Genomic DNA, 18,376 nt, shown 5'->3' with positions numbered 1-18,376 from the left:
TGTGGATTGCGGCCCCGCTCCGCACCCGAAATACACACGGAACTGCTTGAGCCCGGTTGTGTGGGGAGTTCGGCCTCGCTGCGCACCCGAAATCCACACGCAGGAATTTAGGAGTGCTGACGTGACCACGTTCGTCGACCGGGTAGTGCTGCACCTGCAGGCGGGTGACGGCGGGCACGGTTGTGTCTCCGTGCACCGGGAGAAGTTCAAGCCGCTCGGTGGCCCGGACGGTGGCAACGGCGGGCACGGCGGGAGCATCACGCTCGTGGTGGACCCGCAGCAGCACACCCTGCTGGACTTCCACTTCCACCCGCACGTCAAGGCGAGCAACGGCGGCGGTGGCGCCGGCTCCAACCGCGACGGTGCGAACGGCAAGGACCTGGTCCTCAAGGTGCCCGACGGCACGGTCGTGCAGACCGAGGACGGCGAGGTGCTGGCCGACCTGATCGGTGCCGGCACCGAGTTCGAGGTGGCGCGCGGCGGCCGTGGCGGCCGTGGCAACGCGTCGCTGGCGAACACCCGCCGCAAGGTCCCGGGCTTCGCCGAGCTGGGCGAGCCGGGTGACCGGATGGACGTGGTGCTCGAGCTCAAGAGCGTGGCCGACGTCGGCCTGGTCGGCTTCCCGTCGGCCGGCAAGTCGTCGCTCATCTCGGTGATGTCGGCCGCCAAGCCGAAGATCGCCGACTACCCGTTCACCACGCTGGTGCCGAACCTGGGCGTGGTGCAGGCCGGTGACGAGACGTTCACCATCGCCGACGTGCCCGGCCTGATCCCGGGCGCGGCCACCGGCAAGGGCCTGGGCATGCAGTTCCTGCGGCACATCGAGCGCACCGAGGTACTGGTGCACGTGCTGGACGCGGCGGCGCCGGAGATCGAGCGCGACCCGCTCGCCGACCTGGACGCCATCGAGGCCGAGCTGGCGGCGTACGGGGGCCTGGAGGACCGTCCCCGTCTCGTGGTGCTCAACAAGATCGACATCCCGGACGGGCGTGACCTCGCCGAGATGGTCCGGCCCGACCTGGAGGCCCGTGGCTACCGGGTGTTCGAGCTCAGCGCGGTCACCCGTGAGGGTCTCCGGGAGTTCACCTTCGCCCTTGCCAAGCTGGTCGCCGAGTACCGGGCGTCCAAGCCGGTCGAGGAGGCGACCCGCATCGTGATCCGCCCCCGTGCGGTCGACGACGCCGGCTTCACCGTCGAGCAGGACGCCGACGGTGTGTACGTGGTGCGCGGCCCCCAGGTGGAACGCTGGATCCGCCAGACGAACTTCGACAACGACGAGGCCGTCGGGTTCCTGGCCGACCGGCTGGAGCGGCTCGGCGTGGAGGCGGAGCTGGCCAAGAAGGGCGCCCAGCCCGGCGACCCGGTCCGGATCGGCGAGCGCGAGTTCGACTGGCAGCCCAACGCCGGCGAGTACGTCTCCGGCCCACGCGGCACCGACTCCCGCCTGGAGGAACTCGACACCAGGCCCTCCGCGGCGCAGCGGCTCGCGGCCCGCAAGGCCCGCCGGATCCGCAACGAGGACGAGGTGCTGCACATGGCCGGGGACGGCACGGTGTCCACGGTGGCGAACTCGCACATGCCGGTCCTGGTTACCGACGAGGACGACGACGAGGACACCGACGAATAGGGCGGCGGCCAGATCGGCGCAACCCTCTGGAAACGGTCATCACCTAGAGTCACCTCTGTGCTGATCGAATCCCGCTCCTCCCTGGACCCTGAACTGGCCGCCCTCGTCACCGCCCAGCAGCGGGAACTGGCCGAGGCCGGCGCCGGGACCGGGGACCGGATATTCGAGCCGCACGATGACGTGGCGTATCTGGTCGGCTGCGTGAACGGCCGGGCCGTGGCCTGCGGCGCCTGGCAGGCCCTGTCCGGCGGCGTCGCCGAGCTGAAGCGCATGTACGTGCGCCCGGCGTTCCGCGGCCGCGGCCTGGCCCGGCAGATGATCGTGGCGATCGAGGAGGAGGCGCTCGCCGCGGGGCGCCCGGTGATCCGGTTGGAGATCGGCACCGAGATGACCGCGGCGATCGCCCTCTACCAGTCCTCCGGTTACCGGCAGATCCCGGCGCCCGGCGGTCCGCACAGCCTCCGCTTCGAGAAGCGGCTCCCCGCGTTAGTCCAGTAGGCCGATCGCGCGGCGCGCGCGTGCCACCGTGGCCGCGGCTGTCGGCCGCACCCGGTCCGCGCCCGCCGCGAGAACCTTCCGCACATACCCCGGATCGGCCGTCAGCTCGGCGTGCCGGGCCCGGATCGGCGCCAGCAGAGCCTCTATCGCGTCGGTGACCTCCTGCTTGAGCACCCGGTAGGAGGTGGCCGACGAGACCGAGCCGGTGCAGGCGGTGAGGATGTCCAGCAGGTTCGTGACGCCGGGCTGCCTAGGATCGCGGCGGACCAGCGCGAACTCGTCGGTGACCGCGCGGGCGACCACGCGCCTGATCATCTCGGGCGGATCGAGCAGGCCGATCCGGCCGGTGCCCACGGTCTTGCTCATCTTGACGGTGGGGTCGGCCAGGTCCATGACGCGGGCGGCGGCCTCCGGGCGGACACCGTCCGGCACCGTGAACGTCTCGCCGTACCGGCTGTTGAACCGGTGGGCGATCGTCCTGGTCAGCTCGAGGTGCTGGCGCTGGTCGTCGCCGACGGGCACCTGCTCGACGTCGTAGAGCAGGATGTCGGCGCTCATCAGGACCGGGTAGGTGAGCAGGCTGAGACGCACCGGGCCGCCGTTCGCGGACTTCTCCTTGAACTGGATCATCCGGGCCGCCTCGCCGAAGCCGGTCACGCATTCCAGCAGGTAGTGCAGCTCGGTGTGCTCGCGGACGTGGGACTGGAGCACGATCGGGGTGCGCTCGGCGTCGACACCGGCGGCGAGAAGCACAGTCGCGAGTTCGAGCGCGTTCTCGCGTACATCTGTGGGGTTGTGATCCACGGTCATAGCGTGCAGGTCAGCGATCAGCGCAACCGACCCCTCAGCCTTCTGCGCCGCGATCAGCGGGCGCAAAGCGCCCAGCAGATTTCCCAGATGAAGCTTTCCGGTGGCCTGGAATCCGGTCAGGCGGCGGGTGAGTGCCATGTCGATCTCCTTTTGGGGGTACGGGAAAAGCCGCCCGGGAGATCGCATGACAACGCAACACGGCCGCCCGGGTGGGCGGCCGCGGAAGAGGAATCGCGCGAGTGGGAAAGCCGCCCGGTCAGGGCAGCCACCAGTTCAGGTTGATCGCGCGCATATCGCCAGGTTAACAGGACGCCCGTGCACGCGGCCAGGTCGCGACCGGCATGATGGTCGTCATGCCGACCCTGACCCGTGCCGAGGCCGCCGAGCGAGCGTCCATCATCGACGTCGAGGAGTATCACGTCGACCTGGACGTCACCGGTGCCGGCGAGACGTTCCGCTCCCGGACGGTGGTGCGGTTCCGGGCGCGGGCCGGCGCGGGCACGTTCTGCGAGTTCGAACCGGCCGAGATCCACGCGATGACGCTGAACGGCGAGCCGGTGCCGTCCTCCGCGGCGACCGGGGAACGGCTGCTGCTGACCGGCCTGGCCGAGCGCAACGAGCTGGTGGTGGACGCCACCATGCGGTATTCGAACAACGGCGAGGGCCTGCACCGCTACATCGACCCGGCGGACGGCAACGTCTACCTCTACCAGCACCTGTTCATCAACAACGCCGGCAAGGTGCTGCCCAGCTTCGACCAGCCCGACCTGAAGGCGTCGTTCCGGGTCAGCGTGACCGCGCCGCCGGAGTGGCTGGTGGCGGCGAACGGCACGTGCGCGTCGCGGGACGGCGGCCGCTGGGAGTTCGCGCCGACCGAGCGGATCTCCACCTACCTGGCCTCGCTGATCGCCGGGCGCTACCACGTGCTGACCGCCGAGCACGACGGTGTGCCGCTCGCCCTCTACGCCCGGTCCGCGCTCGCCGAGCACCTGGAGGCCGAGGCTCCGGAGATCTTCGAGATCACCCGGCAGTGCCTGGACCGGTTCCACGAGATGTTCGAGATCCGGTACCCCTTCGGCCACTACCAGCAGGCGTTCGCACCCGAGTTCAACTTCGGCGCGATGGAGTACCCCGGTCTTGTCGTCTTCCGCGACGAGATGATCCCGCGCTCGGCGGTGACCGAGAGCGAGCGGGAGCACCGGGCCAACGTGATCGCGCACGAGATGGCGCACATGTGGTTCGGCGACCTGGTGACCATGAAGTGGTGGGACGACCTGTGGCTCAACGAGTCGTTCGCGGAGTACCTGGGCACCCGCGTGGCGGCCGAGGCCACCAATTACCGGGGCACCTGGACCACGTTCGCGATGCACCGCAAGGCGTGGGGGCTGCGCGCCGACCAGCGGCCGTCCACCCACCCGGTGGCGCCGTCACAGGTGTCCGACACCGACGAGGCGCTGCTCAACTTCGACGGCATCTCGTACGCCAAGGGCGCCGCCGTTCTCAAACAGCTCGTGGCCTGGCTCGGTGACGACGCGTTCCTGGCCGGTCTCAACGCGCACTTCGCGGCGCACGCGTACGGCAACGCGACCCTCGCCGACCTGCTGGCGGCGCTCTCCGAGGCGAGCGGGCGGGACCTGTCCGCGTGGGCCGAGGTGTGGCTGCGGCGTGCACAGGTGAACACGTTGCGGGCCGAAGTCCTGTTGAGCGGCGATCTCTATGGCGAGGTCGCCGTGGTGCAGAGCGCTCCGGAGGCTTTTCCGACACTGCGCCCGCATCGGATCGGCATCGGGCTGTTCGACCGGGGGCCGGCCGGCTCGGTGGTACGCCGTAAGCACCTCGAGGCGGAACTGGATTCCTCCGGCCGCACCGTGATCACCGAGCTGACCGGTGAGCCCGTCGCCGACCTGCTGCTGCTCAACGACGGCGACCTGACGTACGCGAAGGTCCGCCTCGACCCGGACTCCGCCGCCGCGGTGCCGATGCTGCTCCCGCTGCTCGACGACTCGCTGGCCCGCGCGGTGATCTGGGCTGCGACCCTGGACGCCGTGGTCGACGGCGAGCGCCCGGTCGCCGAGCTCGTCACGCTGGTGCTCGCCGCGCTGCCGATGGAGACCGAGGTGGTGCTCGCCGAGGACGTCCTGCGCGCCACCCGCACGCTGGTCGACCGGTACGCCACCGCCGACACCCGCCCGGCCGCCCTGGAACTCGTCGCCCAGGCCGCCGACCGGCTGCTCGCCGCGTCGCCCGCGGGCAGTTCCCGGCAGCTCGCCGCGGCCCGCGGGCTGATCGGCGCCACCGTCGACGCCGCCCGCCTGCGCGGCTGGCTGGCCGGCGAGTCCGTGCCGGAGGGCCTGCCCGTCGACGCCGACCTGCGCTGGCTGATCCTGTACCGTCTGTCGATCCTCGGCGCGGCCGGCCACGACGCGATCGACGCCGAGCTGGACCGCGACCGCAGTGCCAGCGGCGAGCAGTGGGCGGCCCGGTGCCGCGCCGCGCTGCCCGACGCCTCGGCCAAGGAGACGGCCTGGGACGCGGTGGTCGGCGACGCGTCGCTGTCGAACCGGCTGGCCGAGCTCACCGCGCTGGGCTTCTGGCAGCCGGAGCAGATCGGGCTGCTGGACGCGTACGTCGAGCGGTACTTCGCCGAGATGCCGGAGATGATGCGCGTGCGCAGCGGCATGAGCTCGGAGCGGACGGCGATTGCGGCGTACCCCGACGTGGCCGTCTCCGAACGCACCCGGCGGCTCGCCGCCGAGCTGCTGGCCCGCCCGGATCTGCCCTCGATCCTGCGCCGCGTGGTGCAGGACGCCGACGACGACATGCGGCGCGCGCTGAGCGCCCGGAGTTGATCGAATCCGCCCGTTTCCTCCCCCGTGACCTCGTAACCTGAAGGTCACGGGGGTGAATGCGTGGAGTGGTCCGAGGAGTTGTCCAGCGGTCTGCTGCGGGCCGCGCCGGACGCGATCCTGGTCATCGACGGTGAGCGGATCGTGCTGGTCAACGACCGTGCCGAGCACATGTACGGCTGGCCGCGCTCCGAACTGGTCGGGCAGCTTGTGGACGTCCTGCTGACCGACGCCGGCCGGGCCATCCGCGACGAGCGCCGCCGGCTGTTCACCGAGAGCCCGGTCGGCTCGATCGGCACCGTCACCACCACCGCGCGCCGCCGCGACGGCAGCGAGTTCCCCTGCGAGTCCTCCACCACCCTCATCGAGACCCCGCAGGGCAGGTACGCCGTCGCGGTCGTCCGCGACATCACCGAGCGGCTGCGCGCCGAGGAGGAGAAGGAGCGGCTGCGCGCCGAGGCCCACGCGCACCGCAGCCAGCGGCTGGAGAGCCTCGGCCAGCTCGCCGGTGGCATCGCGCACGACTTCAACAACATGCTGGGTGTGATCCTCAACTACGCGAGCTTCGTGATCGAGGAGGCACAGGCCGAGGCGCCGGACCTGGCGATGATCGCCGCCGACGCCCAGCAGGTGGTCCGGGCCGGCAAACGCGGCACCGATCTGACCCACCAGCTGCTCGCGTTCGCCCGGCGCGAGGTGGTCCGCCCCCAGCCGGTCGACCTGAACGAGCTGATCGCCGAGCTGCGGGACCTGCTGCGCCGCACGCTCGGCGACCGCATCTCGCTGATCTTCCGGCCCGACCCGGGGCTGCCGATGGTCACCTGCGACCCCGGCCAGATCGAGCAGCTGCTGGTCAACCTGGCGCTCAACGCGCGTGACGCGATGCCGTCCGGCGGCAGCATGGTGATCGACACCGGATCGCTGGAGGACCGGGTCCGGCTGCGGATCTGCGACTCCGGCCACGGGATGGCCGCCGACGTCGTGGAACGCGCCTTCGAGCCGTTCTTCACCACCAAGGGCAGCGGCGAGGGCACCGGCCTGGGCCTGGCCACCGTCTACGGCATCGCCACCCAGGCCGGCGGTGAGGTGAGCATCACCAGCGAGGTCGGGCTGGGCACGACGGTCACCGTGCTGCTGCCGGCCGGCGCCGCGGTGCTGCCGCAGGACGTGCCGTCCGGCGTGGTCGCGACCGGCGGGCACGGCGAGACGCTGCTGGTCGTCGAGGACGAGGACGCGCTGCGGGACGTGGCCGGGCGGATCCTCACCGGCGCCGGCTACCGGGTGATCACGGCGGAGGGCGGTGCGCAGGCGCTCGACCTGGCCGCCCGGCACGACGGGGAGATCGACCTGCTGCTCAGCGACGTGGTGATGCCGGGGATGCTCGGCAAGGAGCTGGCCGACCGCCTGGTGGTGGTGCGGCCGGGCACCCGGGTGCTGTTCATGTCCGGTTACGCCCAGCCGGTCCTGGCCTCACAGGGCACCCTCGAGCCGGGTGTGGCGCTGCTGGAGAAGCCGTTCACCGCGAACGACCTGCTGGTGGCAGTGCGATCCCGCCTGGATTCCTGACTAATATCTCTCGAATGTCCGCACGGCGCATTGGGATCATGGGTGGGACGTTCGACCCGATCCATCACGGTCACCTGGTCGCGGCGAGCGAGGTGCAGTCGCGCTTCGACCTCGACGAGGTGATGTTCGTCCCCACCGGCCAGCCGTACGAGAAGGGCCGCGTCTCGCCCGCCGAGGACCGCTACCTGATGACCGTGGTGGCCACCGCGTCAAACCCGCGCTTCCACGTCAGCCGGGCCGACATCGACCGGGACGGGCCCACGTACACCGTCGACACCCTGCGGGACATGCGAGCCGTCTACGGTCAGTCCGCGGAGCTCTACTTCATCACCGGCGCCGACGCGCTCTCCCGGATCCTCTCGTGGAAGGACGCGATGACCATGCTCCAGCTGGCGCACTTCATCGGCGTCACCCGGCCCGGGTTCGAGCTCACCAACGCGCACCTGCCGGCGGACAGCGTCACGCTGGTCGAGGTGCCGGCCATGGCGATCTCGTCGAGCGACTGCCGCAAACGGGTGGCGGAGGGCCTGCCGGTCTGGTACCTCGTACCGGACGGTGTCGTGCAGTACATCAACAAGCGAGGCCTCTATCGGGACTCGGGTATTGCCGCTCCGGTGTGAGACGCTTGAAGTCCTGAAACCCGACCGAGGGGACTCCTCTTTTGCCCGTCACCGAACGCGCTCTGGAACTCGCGCTGACGGCCGCTCAGGCCGCCGCCGACAAGAAGGCGCAGGACATCTCCGTCATCGACGTCGCCGACCAGCTCTACATCACCGACGCGTTCGTCATCGCCTCGGCGTCGAACGAGCGTCAGGTGGTCGCGGTCGTGGACGCCATCGAGGAAGCGCTCGTCAACCTGCCGGAGAAGGCGAAGCCCGTGCGCCGTGAGGGCGAGCGGCAGGGCCGGTGGGTGCTGCTGGACTACGTCGACATCGTGGTGCACGTCCAGCACACCGAGGAGCGCGAGTTCTACGCCCTGGACCGGCTCTGGAAGGACTGCCCGACCATCCCGTTTGTTGACCGGGACATGGTCGAAGCTTCCGCCGACGCTCCGTGACGCGGGTTCTCGTCTGGCGGCACGGCAACACCGACTGGAACGCCGGTCACCGGGTGCAGGGGCAGACCGACGTCGCGCTCAACGACGTCGGCCGGCGGCAGGCCGCCGAGGCGGCCGCGCTGCTCGCCGCGATGCGCCCGGACGCGATCGTCTCCAGCGACCTGCGCCGGGCCGCCGACACCGCCGCCGCGCTCGCCACGCTGACCGGGCTGCCGGTCAGCACCGACGAGCGGCTGCGGGAGCGTTACTTCGGCGCCTGGCAGGGCCTGACCACCGCCGAGGTGGCGGAGCAGCGCCCCGAGGAGTACGCGCGGTGGAAAGCCGGCGAGGACGCCGTGGGCGGCGGCGTGGAGACCCTCGACGACCTGGGCAAGCGGGTCTGCGAGGCGATCCAGGACGCGGCCCGGCTGGCACCCGGCGGCACGGTCGTGGTGGCCACGCACGGCGCCGCGGCCCGGCAGGGCATCGGGCACCTGCTCGGCTGGCGCCAGGAGCAGATGCGCACGCTGCGCGCGCTGCAGAACTGCCACTGGGTCTCGCTCGCCGACGATCCGGTGCGCGGCTGGCAGCTCGAGTCGTACAACATCGGGGTACTCGTTTTCCGGGAACCCGATGTGATCGGGTAGCGTCCAAGGACCATGTTGACCCGTCGAAGCGTTGTCCCCGCCGCGCTCCTGCTCGCCCTCGTCGCGGGCTGCGCGAACAGCAATGACATCGACGCCGGAGCCCCCGCGCCGGCCCCCGAATCCGCATCCCCCGGGCCCACCGCCGAGCTACCGACCGCGTCCGCGCCGGCCGGGCCCACCACGATCACCGGCACCGTCCGGCAGGGCGTCGAGCCCGGCTGCCTGCTGCTCAAGGACGGCAGCGGCGACTATCTGCTGATCTTCAAGGACGACGCGATGGAGAAGTCCGTCAAGGTCGGCAGCGAGATCACGGCCACCGGCAAGACCGAGAGCGGCATGATGACGACCTGCATGCAGGGCTCGCCGTTCGTGGTCTCCTCCGTGGGAGCCGGCTGACCCGGGCGTTCATCAAGTACCTTGCCTGCATGACCATCGCGGTCGTGACCGACTCCACCGCGTACCTGCCGGCCGAGCTGGGCGGCACGTACGAATTGACCATCGTGCCGCTCACCGTCGTCATCAACGGCTGGGACGGGCTCGAGGGCCTGGAGATCTCGCCGGCCGAGGTCGCCCGGGCCCTCGGCACGCGCCGTGTCGCCGTGAGTACGTCGCGGCCCGCGCCGTCGCAGTTCGCCGCCGAGTTCCGCCGGCTGCTCGACGCGGGGGCCGACGGCGTCGTCTCCGTGCACCTCTCCGCGAAACTCTCCGGCACGTTCGAGGCGGCCCAGCTCGCCGCGGCGGAGATCGGGCCGCAGGTCCAGGTCGTGGACAGCGGCACGGCAGCGATGGGGCTGGGCTTTCCGGCGCTGGCTGCGGCCGCGTCGGCGGCCAAAGGCGAAGACCTCGATTCCGTACGCCGGACAGCGGTCGCCTGCTCGGAGCGCGTGACCACGTTCTTCTACGTCGACACGCTGGAGTTCCTGCGTCGTGGCGGCCGGATCGGCGCGGCGTCCGCGCTGGTCGGCACGGCGCTGTCGGTGAAGCCGATCCTGCACGTCCTGGACGGCGAGGTCGTCGTCAAGGACAGGGTGCGCACCGCGGGCCGGGCACTGGTCCGGCTCGTGGACCTCGCGGTGGAGGCGGCCGGCGACGGTGAGGCCGATGTGGCCGTGCACCACCTGGGCACCCCGGACCGGGCCTCGGCGCTGGTGGACGCGATCAGCACACGGCTCGGGGACCGGCTGCGGGACTGCTATCTCACCGAGGTGGGTGCGGTGGTCGCCGCGCACACCGGGCCGGGACTGGCCGGGGTCGTGGTGCACCGCCGGTCAGGCTGACGCGCGCCAGCGGGGTGGAAACAGATCTTCCACCCGGCTCAGGGTGCCCGCGATCTCCGCCCAGGGCAGCACCCGGTCGCCGACCGCCACCTCGTCGGCCTCGGGCAGCAGCGCGCCGCCCTTCACCACGGTCCGGGTGCGCCCGCCCTCGGCGATCGTCAGCGGGGCCATCTCGACGGGGGAGTCGGCGGCCTGTCTGGCGTACTCGTGCATGGCGAGGACACGTTCGGCGCGCCGGACCAGGTGATGCAGGGGATGCCCCGGCGGTGCGGTGTAGGGGACCGTGCAGCCGTTGGCGTCACTGACGTACGCCATCGGGGTCAGACCCCGCACGGAGCGCAGGTAGAACTCCTCGGCCTGGGCGAACAGACCCGGCAGGTGTTCACTGCCGTCGGCGGCGACCAGCAGCGTGCCCCGCTCCGGCGCGAACGCCACCGGGGTGCCGCCGACCTGATCGGAGAGCCGGGCCAGCCAGCCCTCCAGCAGCAGGTGCGAGGTCCAGTAGGAGTCGCCGTCGTCCACGAAGCGGATCACCGTGGGGCCGGTCGCGGTGCCGTGGAGCACGGCGCCGGAGAGGTTGCCACGGGCGGTGGCGTGGATCTCGGCGGGGGACACGTGCCAGGTCTCGGACTGTGCGGGAGTCACGTACGTCATGGTGTCCGGCTGATCGACCACGACGAACTCGGACAGAAACGGCAAAGCCCGGCGCCGCAGCGGAGCGCCCGGCGCGAAGCCTCGCAGCACGGGCCGCAGCAGAGGTGCGGCCCGGTCCCAGTCGGCCGGAAGGCCGGAAGTCCGCAGCAGGCCGGCGACGAACGCGTCCAGCTGACGGCGACGGTAGCGCCCGGCCAGCAGCGGCTCCAGCTGGATGATCGTGTGCTCGGTGTCGCCGGGCGCGGTGAAGCGGATCTCGAACGGCCGGGCGTGATAGCGGGCATCCCTGATCCCGGCACGACGGAGCCGCCGGATGACCCGGCCGGCCAGCCGAGCGCGGGCGAATCTCCGCATCGCTGTATCCCTCAGGGTCTCCGGGGTCTCCGGGCGGCTATCACGCGAGCGTCGAGATCATCGTCGGTGGCGATGGTGGCCGTCAATCCGTTGCTGTGCGCGATCTCCAGCGCGGTTCCGGCCTGCGCCTCGGTGATCTCGGTGAGCAGGAGCCCGCCTCGGACGAGCCAGGTGGTGGCCTGCTCGGCGACGGCGCGGAACACGGTCAGGCCGTCGTCGCCGCCGTCCAGGGCGGTGCGGGGTTCGTGGTCCCTGGCCTCGGCGGGGAGGAACGGGATGTGGTTGGTGGCTACGTAGGGGACGTTGGCGAGGATGACGTCGGTTCTGCTTCTCAGCCTTTCGGGCAGGGGCTCGTAGAGGTCACCCAGGTAGACGTTTCGTCCCAGATTGTCCCGGGCGCACTCGGCGGCGGCGGGGTCCAGGTCGGTGGCGTGCAGGTCGATGCCGGGGCGGCGGTTCTTCAAGGCCAGACCCAGAGCGCCGGAGCCGCAGCAGAGGTCGATCACTACGCCGTTGTCCGGGCAGGATTCGGTGGCGACCCTGACGAGGAGTGCGCTGCGGGCGCGGGGGACGAAGACGCCGGGGCGGAGGCGGACGCGTACGCCACAGAAGTCGGCGTATCCGACGACCTGCTCCAGGGGCTCGCCGTTGATCCGCCTCTGGAGCAGCGCTTCGAGGGTGGCGTCGTCGGGCGCGGCCTCGTGCAGGACCGCGGCCTCCTCCTCGGCGAACACGCAGCCTGCGGCGCGGAGCCTGTCGATGGTTGTCAAGGGCGGATCCTCGTTGTCCACAATGGCGGGCTGTCCACAGGGGGTGGGGCAGTGGGGGCCGGGGAGTTCCTACGTTCGGGGGCGTGCGAGAGGCGAAGGATAGCGGTGAGGCGGTCGGGGCGCGGCTCCGGGCGGTGCTCGGGGGTGGGTCTGGGGGTGAGCGCGGGGCGCTTAGCTGGGACGACATTCTTCCGGGGTGGTCTGAGGAGGACCTTGCGGGGGATGGTCACCCTTTCGTGGACGGTGGGGTGTCTGGGGGTGGTGGCGGGTTCGGGGGCGGCTTGGCCGGGTCGTCGGACGGTGAGGCTGGTTCGGCTCTGCGGGACCCCACTTCCTCCTCCGCTTCGCGGGATTCTTCTTCGGCCGGGGTGGGTGCCTTTGGCGGGGGTGGGCGGCGGGCCTGGTTGGGTGCGCTCGATCCTGGGCGACCTGGTGTGCGGGCGCTGGCTGTCGTGGCGGTGGTCGTCGTGGTGATCGCGGCGGTGCTGGCCTGGCGGGCTCGGCCGCGGGTGGAGCCGGTGGCTCCGTCGTTCGGCGGCACGGTGATCGCGGAGTCCGGTGTGCCGGCCGGTCGCGGTGGGCCCTCGGGCAGCTCCGGTGCGGCCGAGGTGGTGGTCGCGGTGGGCGGGAAGGTGCGCCGGCCGGGACTGGTCAGGCTGGCACCCGGCGCCCGGGTGGCGGACGCACTGAAGGCGGCGGGCGGCCCCGAGCCGGGTGTGGACGTCGCGTCGCTGAACCTGGCCCGCAAAGTGACCGACGGCGAACTCATCATGGTCGGCGTCTCCGCCCCGCCTGCCCCGCCCGCCCCGGGCCCGTCGGGGGTGGCGCCGGGCGGGCTGGTCAACCTGAACACGGCGTCCCTGGCGGAGCTTGACTCGCTTCCCGGCGTGGGGCCGGTGCTGGCGCAGCGCATCCTCGACGCCCGTGAGGCTCAGGGCGGGTTCCGGGCCGTCGCCGACCTGCGCAGGGTCGACGGGATCGGGGAGGCGCGGTTCGAACAGCTCAAGGACCTGGTGACGGTCTGATGTCCCGCCGCGTGCCGGACCTGCGGCTGGCCGGCTTCACGGTGGGCACGTGGCTGTCGGCGCTCGGAGCTCTGCACCTGTCCGCGGCGGCCGGGGTGGGCGTCGGTGCCGCAGCGCTGGTCGTGGCGATCGTCGTCGCCTCGGGAGTTCGCCGGCTGTCGGGGCTGCTCCGGTGGGTCGCGGTGGCGGCGGCACTGGGTGCGGGGTGTGGGGCTGTCGCCACGGCGGCGCGGGTGTCGGTTCGGGAGGCGGGGGCGCTGGTCGCGCTGGTGGAGGCGGGGGAACCGGTTCGGGTCGAGGTGGTGGTCCGGGACGATCCGCGGTTGCTGACGGGGTCGGCGGAGCCGCCCACCTATCTGGTTGGTGTGGAGCTTCGGGCGGTGTGGCCCGAGGACGCGGCAGCGGTGCGGTTGTCGGCTCGGGCGCTGGTTCTCGGGGCGGACCCGGGGTGGCGGGGGCTGTTGCCGGGGCAGCGGGTCGTGGCGCGGGGGCGGCTGCAGCCGGCGCGGCCGGGGGACCTGCGGGCTGTGGTGATCTCGGCTCGGAAGGCGCCGGTTCTGGTGGGGCGGTCGTCGTGGGCTCAGCGGGCGGCGGGGACGCTTCGGAGTGGACTTCAGCGCGCGTGCTCGTCGTTGCCGGATGAGCCGGGTGGGCTGCTTCCGGGACTCGTGGTCGGTGACACGAGCCGGTTGGACGCGGCGTTGGAGGAGGACTTTCGGACTACCGGGATGACGCATCTGACGGCCGTCTCGGGGACGAATGTGGCGATTGTGGTTGGGGTGGTGCTTTTTTGCGTACGCCTGACAAGAGCTGGACCACTGATCTGCGCAAGTTTGTGCGGGGTTGCTCTGGTGGGGTTCGTGATCCTGGCGCGGCCGTCGCCGAGCGTGATCCGGGCGGCGGCGATGGGTGCGATCGGGCTGCTGGGTCTCGCGGCCGGGCGTCCTCGTGCCGCGGTGCCCGCGCTGGCGGCCGGGGCCTCGGTGCTGCTGATCGCGGACCCGGAGCTCGCGGGCGATCCCGGCTTCGCGCTCTCCGTGCTGGCCACCGCGGGTCTGCTGCTGCTCGCGCCCGCCTGGCGTGACGGGCTGCGGCGGCGCGGCTGGCCGGTCGGTGCGGCGGAGGCGCTGGCGGTTCCGGCGGCCGCGCAGGTGGCGTGCGGGCCGGTGGTCGCGGCCATCTCCGGAACGGTCAGCCTGGTGTCGGTGCCGGCCAACCTGCTCGCGGTGCCGGCGATCGCCCCGGCGACGCTCCTCGGCGTGGGCGCGGCGGTGCTGTCGCCGATCTGGCCGGCCGGTGCGGAGTTCCTCGCCTGGCTGGGGCACTGGCCGGCGCAGTGGCTCGTGCTGGTGGCGCATGCCGGGGCGAGGGTGCCGGCGGGCGCGCTGCCGTGGCCGGCCGGCGCGGTGGGTGGGCTGCTGCTGGCCGTGCTCACGGTGATGTTCCTGGTGGCGGCGCGGCGGGTCGTGGTACGCCGTCTGGCGGCTGTGGTGGCGCTCGGGGCGGTGCTGGGTTCGCTGCCGGTTCGTGTCCTGGCGCCGGGGTGGCCGCCGCCGGGCTGGCTGGTCGTGGCCTGCGCGGTGGGGCAGGGGGACGCGGTCGTGCTGCCCGCGGGGGAGGGGCGTGCGGTGGTGGTGGACGCGGGGCCCGAGCCGGACGCGGTTGATCGGTGTCTTCGGGGACTGGGGGTACGGCGGGTCGTGCTCTTCGTGGTGAGCCACTTCCACTCTGACCACGTAGCGGGGGCGAGCGGGGTGTTCCGTGGACGGCGGGTGGACGCGGTGATCACGCCGGACTGGCCGGAGCCGCTGGGAGGTGTGTCGGCGGTGGAGGGTGCGGCGGCTCGTGCCGGGACGGCGGTGCGGGCGGTCGGCCCTGGGTGGTCATATTCGGTCGGAGGGCTGCGGTTGGAGGTGCTGGGGCCGGTCGCGCCGATGCGGGGTACGAACTCGGATCCGAACAACAACTCGCTCATCCTGCGGGCGCGGGTGGGGGCGCGGACGGTGCTGTTGCTGGGGGATGCGGAGACGGAGGAGCAGGAGGATCTGGTGGCTCGGTGGGGTGGGGCGGCGCTGCGGGCCGATGTGTTGAAGGTGGCGCATCACGGGAGTTCGCTGCAGTCGGAGGCGATGTTGGAGGCGGTTCGGCCGGCGGTGGCGCTGGTTTCGGTGGGGCGGGGGAATGACTACGGGCATCCGAATCCGGGGGTGATGGAGCGGTTGGGGAGGGGTGGGGCGCGGATCATGCGTACGGATGAGTGGGGGGATGTGGCGGCAGTCGCTGTGGGGGAGGGTGGGCTGGCGGTAGCGGCTCGGGGTAATCCGCCGGCTTAGCGGGTTTGCGGCTTGTGACTGCCCGCCCGCCCGGTCCTTGCCCGCCCGCTCGCCCGCCCGGCCCTTGCCCGCCCGCTCGCCCGCCCGGCCCTTGCCCGCCCGCTCGCCCGCCCGGCCCTTGCCCGCCCGCTCGCCCGCCCGGCCCTTGCCTGCCCGCTCGCCCGGCCCTTGCCCGCTCGCCTGGCCCTTGCCCGCTCGCCTGGCCCTTGCCCGCTCGCCTGGCCCTTGCCCGCTCGCCTGGCCCTTGCCCGCTCGCCCGCCCGGCCCCTTGCCCGCCCGGCCTTTGCCCGCTCGCCTGGCCCTCGCTCGCTCGCTCGCCCGGCCTTTGCCCGCTCGCCCGGCCTTTGCCCGCTCGCCCGGCCCTTGCCCGCCGCGGGCGGCGGTGCGCGTCTTGGTTCTTTGTTTGAGCGGTTTCGGCTGGCGTTGGCGGCGACACGCGCGGGTGAGGGATTCGGGAAGGCGGCACTCTGGGTGAAACGGTTACAAATGGTCGTTAACCGGATTTGTTGCGCAGGGGTGGAGTTTGGCCTGAGCAGACGACTTTATGTGGGCGGGGGTATGCCGAGCGGCCGATATGTCGAGTTTCGCGTTCGGTGATCGGCGTCCATGCGCTAAGGAGTGAGGCGTGCGGACTTGTCGGTGCAGCGTGCGACGATGTCGGACGTGAATTCCGCGTCACCCGTCTCGTTGTTGCTCGTTCAAGGCGACGAGGAGCTGCTCGCCGCCCGTGCCGTCGCGGCGGCGGTGGAGGCTGCTCGTGCGGCCGACCCCGGCGCTGACGTGCGGGAATACGAGGGGGGCGCGCTGAGTGCCGGCGAGGTCGCCGAGATGCTGAGTCCGTCGCTGTTCGGCGGGCGGCGGGTTCTGGTGATCCGAAGCGGTCAGGACGCGCGCAAGGATCTCGTCACCGCGCTGTTGGCCTATGCCAAGAACCCCGACCCCGACGTGACGCTCGTCGTCACCCATCTGGGTGGGGCCAAGGGCAAGGCGTTCGCCGACGGCCTGCGCGCTGCCGGTGCGGTCGTCGAGCCCGCGGCGAAGCTGAAGAACGATCGGGAGCGCATCGCGTTCGTGCGGGACGAGTTCCGGCGTCAGGGGGCGCGCTGCGACGAGGCGGCCGCGTCCGCCCTGCTCGCGTCGGTCGGGAACGATCTGCGGGAGATCGCCGCGGCCTGTTCGCAACTGCTCGCGGACACCGACGGCAAGATCAGCGAGGCGGTCGTGGCCCGCTACTACAAGGGTCGCGCCGAGGTCAGCGGCTTCACGGTTGCCGACGCCGCGATCGTCGGCGACGTGCCGGGAGCGCTGGAGGCGCTGCGCTGGGCACTGCACGTCGGCGTCGACCCGGTGCCGATCGCGGACGCGCTGGCCGACGGGGTGCGGACAGTCGCTCGGGTGGCGTCTGCGGGGCGCGGTAATCCGTACCAGTTGGCCTCCACCCTCGGCATGCCTGCCTGGAAGATTCAGCGTGCCCAGGAGCGCAGCCGCGGCTGGACCCCGGAGGGCCTCATCGACGCGATGCGCGCGGCGGCCGACTGCAACGCCGCCGTCAAGGGCGGCGCCGAGGACCGGGGATTTGCACTGGAGCAGGCAGTCTTCGCGGTGGCAGCCGCCCGCCGGTCCGGCGGTGCCCGTTGACCCGCACCGTCCGCTCCCGCCGCGCCGAGGTGGCGCCGGCGCCGCTCTACGCCCGTGTTCTCCGGCTGCGCCACCTCGCACCCAGCGGCCTGCTCTGCTTCGTCTTCCTCGAGGGCGCGATCGTCCTCGGAGTCCTGCTCGCCCTCGCTGAACTGGTCAGCTGGTGGGGCGTCCTGGTCCTGCCGGTGACCGTTGCCCTGATGGTGAAGTTCAACGACCTGGTCGCGGGCACGTTCACCCAGGCCCCGCTCACCACCCGCCCGGCTATGGCCCGCGCCTCCGTGCTGCGCCCGGCAATGCCCGCTGGGGGCTTCGCGCCCTCTGCGCATGCGGCGGCGTTCGCGCCCTCCGAGCATTCGGCGGTGGGTGGCTTCCGCGCGTCGGATTCCGCGGCCTCGGTGCGTCACGGTTCGAGCTCCCCCGCAGCCCAGGCGCCTCGATCAAGGTCAGGCTTCCCGACAGTCGACTCCGCGCGACCCGGGTCAGGCTTCTCAGGGGCCGACTCGGCGCGATCCGGGTCAGGCTTCTCAGGGGCCGACTCGGCGCGATCCGGTTTTTCGACGGCCGACTCGGCGCGATCTGGGACCGCCTTCCGGGCGGCTGGCTCGGCGTGGTCCGGGTCGGGCGTTGTCGCGCCTGACTCCGCGCGGGCCAGGGACTTCCGCGCGGCGGAGTCTGCTGGCGCGGGGCGGGCCGGGGCTGATTTCCGTGCGGCGGAGTCTGCTGGCGCGGGGCGGGCCGGGGCTGAGTTCGGGGTGGGCGAGCCGGTGCGTGGGGATCGGTTCAGCGTCGACTTGCCCGGCGGTCAGGTGGCGGGCGAGTCGGTGGCGTCTTCGTCGCGGTTCTCGGCTGATCCCTATGGCTACGGTCGGCATGGTGCTGCTCCGCATGCTGAGTCGTCTGCGGGTGGTGCTGGGGCGTCCTATGCTGGGGCGTCCTACGGCCGGGCGGGAACTGGGGCTGAGGACGCCGAGGGCCGGCCGCAGGTGAGTGGTGGTGCGGGTCGGCGTTCGTGGGCGGACCCGCTTGATGTTCGTCAGCAGATCGCACGTCAGGCAGCCGCGCGCCGCTACGAGTGAGCGCCGAGGTCGGCTGTCGCTGCCTTCGGGTGAGACTCACGCGGCCGAGGTGGTAGGTACATCGGTCCAGGTGTTGGGGTGGCACCGAGTGGAGGTGCAACGGCGCTCCGGGATGGTGGCGCCCTCGGGGCCGTGCGGCGGCTCTCCGGGATGGTGGCGCGCTTGGGGCTGTGCGGCGGCTCTCCGGGATGCGGCTGCTCTCCGGGATGGTGGCGT

15 protein-coding genes and 1 pseudogene are annotated in these 18,376 nt (G+C 72.0%); 13 read left to right on the top strand and 3 right to left on the bottom strand.

Annotated features, from left to right (window positions below; translation table 11 throughout):
- The first annotated feature begins 121 nt into the window (after positions 1-121).
- A complete protein-coding gene (gene obgE, locus AB0M02_RS45520) occupies positions 122-1,627 on the top strand; it encodes a GTPase ObgE (protein ID WP_364238766.1) in 1,506 nt (501 codons plus the stop codon).
- A gap of 57 nt (positions 1,628-1,684) precedes the next feature.
- Positions 1,685-2,125, top strand: coding sequence for a GNAT family N-acetyltransferase (locus AB0M02_RS45515; RefSeq protein WP_364238765.1), 441 nt, complete (start codon positions 1,685-1,687; stop codon positions 2,123-2,125).
- On the opposite strand, the gene trpS is transcribed toward AB0M02_RS45515, so the two are convergent.
- Positions 2,114-3,073 carry a tryptophan--tRNA ligase gene (gene trpS, locus AB0M02_RS45510; protein WP_364238764.1) on the bottom strand — a complete coding sequence of 320 codons (960 nt, stop codon included), beginning with the start codon at positions 3,071-3,073 and terminating at the stop codon, positions 2,114-2,116. The genes AB0M02_RS45515 and trpS overlap by 12 nt on opposite strands.
- 215 nt (positions 3,074-3,288) lie before the next feature.
- Between trpS and pepN the strand changes: the two genes are divergently transcribed.
- From pepN to AB0M02_RS45475, 7 genes are read left to right on the top strand one after another with little or no spacing between them, the layout of a single operon-like run.
- A complete protein-coding gene (gene pepN / locus AB0M02_RS45505) occupies positions 3,289-5,784 on the top strand; it encodes an aminopeptidase N (protein ID WP_364238763.1) in 2,496 nt (831 codons plus the stop codon).
- Between the two features lie 60 nt (positions 5,785-5,844).
- Positions 5,845-7,347 (top strand): ATP-binding protein, encoded by a 1,503-nt coding sequence (locus tag AB0M02_RS45500; RefSeq protein ID WP_364238762.1) that lies wholly within the window; start codon positions 5,845-5,847, stop codon positions 7,345-7,347.
- Between the two features lie 14 nt (positions 7,348-7,361).
- The gene (nadD, locus tag AB0M02_RS45495) at positions 7,362-7,967 is read left to right on the top strand and encodes a nicotinate-nucleotide adenylyltransferase (protein ID WP_364238761.1); all 606 of its coding nucleotides are present in this window, start codon (positions 7,362-7,364) and stop codon (positions 7,965-7,967) included.
- A 41-nt stretch (positions 7,968-8,008) separates the two neighbouring features.
- Positions 8,009-8,404: a ribosome silencing factor gene (gene rsfS / locus AB0M02_RS45490; protein WP_364238760.1), complete on the top strand. Its 396-nt coding sequence runs from the start codon at positions 8,009-8,011 to the stop codon at positions 8,402-8,404.
- Positions 8,401-9,030: a histidine phosphatase family protein gene (locus AB0M02_RS45485; RefSeq protein ID WP_364238759.1), complete on the top strand. Its 630-nt coding sequence runs from the start codon at positions 8,401-8,403 to the stop codon at positions 9,028-9,030. Before rsfS ends, AB0M02_RS45485 begins: the two co-directional genes overlap by 4 nt.
- A gap of 12 nt (positions 9,031-9,042) precedes the next feature.
- Positions 9,043-9,426, top strand: coding sequence for a hypothetical protein (locus AB0M02_RS45480; RefSeq protein WP_364238758.1), 384 nt, complete (start codon positions 9,043-9,045; stop codon positions 9,424-9,426).
- A gap of 29 nt (positions 9,427-9,455) precedes the next feature.
- On the top strand, positions 9,456-10,307 hold the full coding sequence (locus AB0M02_RS45475; RefSeq protein WP_364238757.1) for a DegV family protein: 852 nt from the start codon (positions 9,456-9,458) through the stop codon (positions 10,305-10,307).
- Here AB0M02_RS45475 and AB0M02_RS45470 read toward each other — a convergent pair.
- Together AB0M02_RS45470 and AB0M02_RS45465 are read right to left on the bottom strand one after the other, a co-directional pair.
- A complete protein-coding gene (locus AB0M02_RS45470) occupies positions 10,299-11,315 on the bottom strand; it encodes a hypothetical protein (protein ID WP_364238756.1) in 1,017 nt (338 codons plus the stop codon). The genes AB0M02_RS45475 and AB0M02_RS45470 overlap by 9 nt on opposite strands.
- An 11-nt stretch (positions 11,316-11,326) precedes the next feature.
- Positions 11,327-12,085: a putative protein N(5)-glutamine methyltransferase gene (locus tag AB0M02_RS45465; protein WP_364238755.1), complete on the bottom strand. Its 759-nt coding sequence runs from the start codon at positions 12,083-12,085 to the stop codon at positions 11,327-11,329.
- A gap of 368 nt (positions 12,086-12,453) precedes the next feature.
- Here AB0M02_RS45465 and AB0M02_RS45460 point away from each other — a divergent pair, with 368 nt between their 5' ends.
- The 4 genes and pseudogenes from AB0M02_RS45460 to AB0M02_RS45445 form a co-directional block, all read left to right on the top strand.
- On the top strand, positions 12,454-13,110 hold the full coding sequence (locus AB0M02_RS45460; protein ID WP_364238754.1) for a ComEA family DNA-binding protein: 657 nt from the start codon (positions 12,454-12,456) through the stop codon (positions 13,108-13,110).
- Positions 13,110-15,443 carry a ComEC/Rec2 family competence protein gene (locus AB0M02_RS45455; RefSeq protein ID WP_364238753.1) on the top strand — a complete coding sequence of 778 codons (2,334 nt, stop codon included), beginning with the start codon at positions 13,110-13,112 and terminating at the stop codon, positions 15,441-15,443. Before AB0M02_RS45460 ends, AB0M02_RS45455 begins: the two co-directional genes overlap by 1 nt.
- A gap of 654 nt (positions 15,444-16,097) precedes the next feature.
- Positions 16,098-17,081: a DNA polymerase III subunit delta gene (gene holA / locus AB0M02_RS45450; RefSeq protein WP_364238752.1), complete on the top strand. Its 984-nt coding sequence runs from the start codon at positions 16,098-16,100 to the stop codon at positions 17,079-17,081.
- Positions 17,078-17,308 (top strand): annotated as a pseudogene (locus tag AB0M02_RS45445) (hypothetical protein); the annotation flags it as partial. The gene holA and the pseudogene AB0M02_RS45445, both read left to right, overlap by 4 nt.
- Positions 17,309-18,376 lie beyond the last annotated feature (1,068 nt).

Origin of the sequence: Actinoplanes sp. NPDC051861 (genome assembly GCF_040681145.1) — a bacterium.
Classification (GTDB): Bacteria; Actinomycetota; Actinomycetes; order Mycobacteriales; family Micromonosporaceae; genus Actinoplanes.
The sequence above is the reverse complement of the archived record's forward strand: the minus strand, read 5'-3'. Positions and strand labels throughout refer to the sequence as shown.

Excerpts from the sequence above, each read along its gene's own strand:
- AB0M02_RS45475 (WP_364238757.1), top strand. The coding sequence starts at position 9,456 with ATGACCATCGCGGTCGTGACCGACTCCACCGCGTACCTGCCGGCCGAG.
- AB0M02_RS45470 (WP_364238756.1), bottom strand. The coding sequence starts at position 11,315 with ATGCGGAGATTCGCCCGCGCTCGGCTGGCCGGCCGGGTCATCCGGCGG.
- AB0M02_RS45455 (WP_364238753.1), top strand. The coding sequence starts at position 13,110 with ATGTCCCGCCGCGTGCCGGACCTGCGGCTGGCCGGCTTCACGGTGGGC.
- trpS (WP_364238764.1), bottom strand. The coding sequence starts at position 3,073 with ATGGCACTCACCCGCCGCCTGACCGGATTCCAGGCCACCGGAAAGCTT.
- AB0M02_RS45480 (WP_364238758.1), top strand. The coding sequence starts at position 9,043 with ATGTTGACCCGTCGAAGCGTTGTCCCCGCCGCGCTCCTGCTCGCCCTC.
- nadD (WP_364238761.1), top strand. The coding sequence starts at position 7,362 with ATGTCCGCACGGCGCATTGGGATCATGGGTGGGACGTTCGACCCGATC.
- holA (WP_364238752.1), top strand. The coding sequence starts at position 16,098 with ATGTCGGACGTGAATTCCGCGTCACCCGTCTCGTTGTTGCTCGTTCAA.
- pepN (WP_364238763.1), top strand. The coding sequence starts at position 3,289 with ATGCCGACCCTGACCCGTGCCGAGGCCGCCGAGCGAGCGTCCATCATC.